General features: G+C 41.8%; 6 protein-coding genes and 1 pseudogene. 4 read left to right on the top strand and 3 right to left on the bottom strand.

The features are described from left to right. Nucleotides 1-224: 224 nt before the first annotated feature. From CIL02_RS17020 to CIL02_RS13845, 3 genes and pseudogenes are all read right to left on the bottom strand, one after another. Nucleotides 225-392 carry a Fic family protein gene (locus CIL02_RS17020; protein WP_371589511.1) on the bottom strand — a complete coding sequence of 56 codons (168 nt, stop codon included), beginning with the start codon at nucleotides 390-392 and terminating at the stop codon, nucleotides 225-227. Nucleotides 393-551: 159 nt separating this feature from the next. Further along, nucleotides 552-833 (bottom strand): annotated as a pseudogene (locus CIL02_RS16805) (ATP-binding protein); the annotation flags it as partial. A gap of 343 nt (nucleotides 834-1176) precedes the next feature. Next, nucleotides 1177-1500: a DUF3853 family protein gene (locus CIL02_RS13845; protein ID WP_094402606.1), complete on the bottom strand. Its 324-nt coding sequence runs from the start codon at nucleotides 1498-1500 to the stop codon at nucleotides 1177-1179. A gap of 335 nt (nucleotides 1501-1835) precedes the next feature. Here CIL02_RS13845 and CIL02_RS13840 point away from each other — a divergent pair, with 335 nt between their 5' ends. The 4 genes from CIL02_RS13840 to CIL02_RS13825 are packed head-to-tail and all read left to right on the top strand — an operon-like array spanning nucleotide 1836 to nucleotide 5161. Then, nucleotides 1836-2360 carry an RNA polymerase sigma factor gene (locus CIL02_RS13840; RefSeq protein ID WP_094402604.1) on the top strand — a complete coding sequence of 175 codons (525 nt, stop codon included), beginning with the start codon at nucleotides 1836-1838 and terminating at the stop codon, nucleotides 2358-2360. Continuing rightward, nucleotides 2357-3007, top strand: a complete 651-nt coding sequence (locus CIL02_RS13835; RefSeq protein ID WP_094402603.1) for a hypothetical protein — start codon at nucleotides 2357-2359, stop codon at nucleotides 3005-3007. The genes CIL02_RS13840 and CIL02_RS13835 overlap by 4 nt, the downstream gene beginning before the upstream one ends. Beyond that, nucleotides 2997-3926, top strand: coding sequence for a hypothetical protein (locus CIL02_RS13830; RefSeq protein WP_206073519.1), 930 nt, complete (start codon nucleotides 2997-2999; stop codon nucleotides 3924-3926). The genes CIL02_RS13835 and CIL02_RS13830 overlap by 11 nt, the downstream gene beginning before the upstream one ends. An 11-nt stretch (nucleotides 3927-3937) precedes the next feature. After that, nucleotides 3938-5161 carry an SUMF1/EgtB/PvdO family nonheme iron enzyme gene (locus CIL02_RS13825; RefSeq protein WP_094402600.1) on the top strand — a complete coding sequence of 408 codons (1224 nt, stop codon included), beginning with the start codon at nucleotides 3938-3940 and terminating at the stop codon, nucleotides 5159-5161. The last annotated feature ends 315 nt before the right edge of the window (nucleotides 5162-5476 follow it).

Genomic DNA, 5476 nt, shown 5'->3' with positions numbered 1-5476 from the left:
TAGGCCTTGGCTTGTACTCAATGCCATGAGCACAAAGAAGAGATCTCAACTCTGTATTCTCCTTTCGAAGAATCTCGTTTTGTGTAACAAGTAGGTTGTATTTCTTTTGCAGCTCATCCATATAGCAAAATTGGTGTTGACGATGACTAAGTTTACGGAATTCTCACGTAAACGCATGTGAATTTTATTGGTTTACAAGCGCCCACATGAATGTAATCGTTCCATTATTGCTTATGGACAATTTCATATCCTATATCTGAAAGAATGTATTTCTGATTTTTACTGGTTGGTTTGTCTGGAATTGTCATTAAGATTGCTCCCATCTCAAGTAATTTATCAAGGTACTTTCTTTTCTTCTGCTTAAAAGAAACCTTGTCTATGTTTTTTAACATTTCCTGTGCAGAAACGCCCTCTTGAGCCCTCTGCAGACAAACTGCTAATAAACCTAATTCGTTCATGGACATATCTTGGACATATCTTGGACACATCTTGGACATATTAAGTTTAATTCTCTCTATATCAGACTCTTTTACTATTTCTGCATCTTGGACAAAATCCCTCTTCGCTGGTATATCAATAAGGAAATACGAACGCGATTCGTCGGTCTCTATTGTTGCCTTAGGTGAACCATTCTCTCTGAGTTTCTTCTGTATAGTAGGAATACCCGTCGCTCTGCCTTCAGTCAAGTCTAACTCTTTGAGAAAATCTCCCAATCTGCGGTTGCGGTATCTGCGAGATCTAAGCATATTCGCCTCTTTTAGTGATTCCATACTTATAGACCGGTCTGGACCGGAATAACTGAGTATACTGATTCTGTCAGGTTCAATAGTAATTCGATGCCACCGAAATATGGTATCGCATGAAGCATCACTGCCAGTTGCACCAGCAGGACAGGACAGTAGGGCGAAAGTTGGAACGCTTCATGGCCACGTTTGTAATCTCACCATCCAAGCAAGAAACAGCGAACTTCACCATGGATGACTGGGCGAACATCGCTGACGAAGGTCTGGAAGCTCTGGATTCTGTCGGGCTTTTACCCAAAGGCATGAAGGAAAAGGTCAAGGACATCTTCCTCAATGAAGCCCAGATTCCTGAGGGCAATAACATGGCGGTAACAGAGAACATTTCCCATGTTGCAATGCTGCTATCAACAGTTTCTTCCAAGTTTCGTCCTTATCACTCCTTCATTGCAGTAAAGCCACCTGCCTTCTTTGCCAGTTCAAGAGCGAGCTCAACGTCTACTACGATTTTACGTCCCACCTGTGTGATGGCTGCATCAATTACGCCACTCTTCTTGATGCGGTTTGCCGTAGGGATGCTGCATTTGAAAACTTTTGCCAAGCCTTCGATACCATATTCATAATGCTTCTCAGGTACCACCTCGGCAGGTACCTTTGCCGTAACCTTCTCTGTGTTTTGGAGGAGCAAGGTTAACTCCTCTCCAGTCATCATGCATATAGGCTTTGCAAGCAACTGCTCAATTGTTATCAATCTAGTCATTTTTACTCTGTTTGTGGTCCGACAGTTGTACTTCCTGACATTCCGATTAAACTTGCTGTTCGGTTCATGAACCATTGTTGGAATCCCATTGAAAGGATTGCATCGGCAAAGATACAGCATTATAATCTACTGATAAAAAAATAGGTTGTACACGTAAAAATGACATAGTTTTTTCGTACTACTATTTAACTAATGTAAGCAAATCGCAACAGATTTTTTTTGCCTTTTTCGGGTCATCAATGCGCTCGAATCCATTAGAATACGATTTTTTGTCGAAATAGGAGAAAAAATCGTAATTTTGCGTAGCGTTATACCGTCTTTGTCGTATATAAAGTATGAATGAGCAAATCTACATGTCATTAGCAGAAGGGCTTCGTCAAGTAGCAATGGCGGAGGCACGTGGCTATATTGCAAACGCTGATGATGTAGAAGACGTTGCTCAAGAAGTAATGTTGCGCTTATGGGAAAAGCGTGCAGAGATCCAGAACGATTCCAAGATGCTGAGGGCATACGTAGCAACAATGGCAAGGAATGTATGCAAAGACCGCCAGAAAGTGAAACGAAGGCATCCATTACTTAGGTTTCTCTGGGTCACAAAAGACGATGACGAGGATGTATACGAGATTCCGTCCTACGACACTCCGCATAAAAGAATGGAAGCAACAGAATCAGTCACGGTGTATAGGCAAGCACTGAAACGGCTTCCATACAACTGGCAAAAGATACTTGTGATGCGAGGTGAAGAAGAAATGAGTTATACGGAAATAGCTCACATACTCGGAACTACGGAATCTTCCGTTCGTGGTACACTTAGCAAAGCAAAAAAGAAAATATTGGAACTTATCAAACAGAATATATGAAAACGGAAAAAGCTTACATACAGCATTTAATGGAAAAATTCATGGACAACGCTACGTCTGTCGATGAAGAGCGTGTGTTGAAGGAGTACTTCTCAACACATGATGATATTCCCGAGGACTGGAGCGCGCACGCTATTCTGTTCAGAGGATTCAGTCTGAAAAGTTCCGTTGCAATCAAGAAACGTAGGTCAGTTTATCCATGGGTAGCAGCAGTTGCAGCTTCTGTCGTTTGCGTATTGCTGTTATATACTAATGATAACTCACATGATGAACTTGCCGTGACGGAAATAGAGTGTGATACAGTAAAGACTCAGATGCCGCTTCAGGAAATAAAGGAGGGCAATGCAAAATTGAGCCCAACATTAATTGATACAAAGAAGCAGGCAGCTGCAAAAAAACAGCCAGTCACTCTCCAACAGCAATTAACAGACAATCTTGAAGTCCTAGCTTCTGATGAGATTGACGAACTGTCTGATGAACAAATCATGCAAGAGTATATTGCCAACAACTTTATGAGGTTGGATGAGAAAATGCTAATTGAGGAGTCAGGGGAAATAATAACTATGTGCCAAAGTAACCTGAGCGAACATCCTGAGTATCTTAATGGTTTAGGTCAAATGGTAAATGTCGAAGATTATGATTTCTAAATTCAAGTACATAATAAGTTGTCTGGTAGCCTTTCAAATATGGTGTGCCAGCATGTATGCCCAGCAAGATTCAATTGTTGTACAAATGGACAATCTGGTAGATGTCTATGAAGAGCTGAACAGACTGTATCCCTACAGCGATTACGTTACACTGAAGCAGGGCGAGGTTGCATACTGGGTCAATCGTACCATGAGATCAGAATATGATTTTGTGGGTGATTGTCAGCGTTTGAAACCTCTCATAGATAAACTGAAGGCATTGCCTTGCATCGGACAGAAAGTAATAAAGGAGGGAACGGATACACCTGCGGAAGGCATTGTGTTTGCATGTCATCCAAGTTTTCGTGATGATGTACAGAACAACTACATCGAATTGGTTTTCAATAGAAATACGATACATTTCCTCTATACATCAAAACTAAAGGAGTCTGTCATCCCATACGAGTCAAACGATAGGATTGCGGATGAAATGGATAATTTTTTTGCGCAGTACATCTCAAGACCAGAAGTGTATAAGTTTGGTGTGCAATATGATGGTCCTACGTATCAATATCAGCTTGTCACGTTCAACAATCCTCAGAAGCTCAGGCAACATGCCGAGGGTGTAATATACACGGTACCAAACTGTTCGATCGACGATTGGAATACCATATTTGAAAAGATAAAGGGATATGCACTTACGAACAATGTTGATGTGGCATGGAACGATGTTTACCGCCATTATGAATCTGTGGAAATTCTGATACAGAGAGCCAGTACCATTCCTATCGTTTTTGCTGCCACATACAGAGACGAGACCTTGAAGTTGCTGCGTATTGAAGGTACAGAAAATTACAACATTGTGTTGCCTCGCATCTGGTCGGAAGACACGCCTGTATTTAATCCCAAGAAAAATAAAGATTATTATAAACAAAAATAGTGTATATAATTATGAAGAAGTTTGCAAAACTTTTCGTTGCCGCAATGGCAATGAGCATGAACGTAAATGCTCAGGACCTAAAGATGGAGGTGAACAATGCTCCCGTAGAAATGATAGAAGTAAAAGGTGGTACGTTCGTTATGGGTGACCATAACAAACAGAATGCAGACGCATTGCCTCTTCACAACGTGACTCTCAGTAGTTACTATATCGGAAGAACTGAGGTTACTCAAAAACTATGGACTGCTGTCATGGGCTATAACAATAGTCACTTCAAAGGTGATTATCGTCCCGTTGAAAATATCGATTACGATGAAATCATGCAGTTTATCAGCAAGCTCAATACAATGACAGGAGTTACTTTCCGTCTGCCTACCGAGGCGGAGTGGGAATATGCGGCACGAGGTGGATCCATGAGCAAGGATTATGTGTATAGCGGTAGCAACGAACTAGCTGAAGTCGGCTGGACTGGTGACACAAATCCACAGCACAACACTCATAATGTTGCGAATAAGGCCCCAAACGAGCTTGGCATCTACGACATGACTGGTAACGTATGGGAATGGTGCTCGGATTATAATGGCGCATACGTTCCTGGAGCACAAAAGAACCCGAAAGGACCTAAGAAAGTAACATGGCATCAGGCACGTGGAGGTGGGTATAGCCACTTCGCATACTGGAACCAAGTTTGCTATCGAGATCTGAGGTATCCTTCGGGCAAGGGAAATGGATTAGGCTTCCGTCTTGCTATGGATGCATCGAAAAAGAACATCAAGGGTATGAAACCTGCTGATGAGTGGTACTTAACCAAGGATGTTGTTGCGGAAAAAACTGAACCTGCTTCTGCGCGTCCTAATGGAATAGAAGAAAAAGACATCATTGCCAATCCTACCAAGGACATGCTGGTGGGCGCATGGCAGGCTTGTGGTACAAACGCTAATGGTGAACGTGTTTATGGAGCAAATTTCAAAATACTGGAGAAGGACGGCACATTTATGAATCTTGGTGTGAAGAACAGGCAAAACGCGCAGTTCGGCCTTGGGGGTAATGGAACATGGACTTTGGAAGATGGCTGCCTCGTAGAAACCATAGATTCAAAAAGCTCTAACATCTTTAGTGGTAAGAGCAACGCCATGGAGCTAACACTCAGCGACAATGGCAACCTGATGCACATAATATGGGTAAATACAGTTACTGGAGCTCGTGTAGATGAATATTATGAAAAAGTGAAATAGCACTACAACTATCGCCTGTTTGACTAGCATTTCAAGTCATACAGGCGATGTTTTTTTGTTTTCCAGGTTGGTACGGATATAGGCACAGTAGCAAAAAGGTGTGGGTATAAATAAAAAATGTTACCTTTGCAGTTATATGGAAACAAAGATATTAGAACAATTAGCGAGCCTTGTTCTTCCCAAAGAACTACTCGAACGCTTTGTGATAGTTAAAATTGAAACAGACGAGCGTGATATCGATGCCATGTCCATGACGATTCATTTGGATGAACGTATGAATACGGCGTATCAAGAGAGTGAAGACTATGAGTCACT

Source organism: Prevotella sp. P3-122 (genome assembly GCF_002251365.1).
GTDB lineage: Bacteria > Bacteroidota > Bacteroidia > Bacteroidales > Bacteroidaceae > Prevotella.
This window is presented reverse-complemented; position numbering and strand designations above follow the sequence as displayed.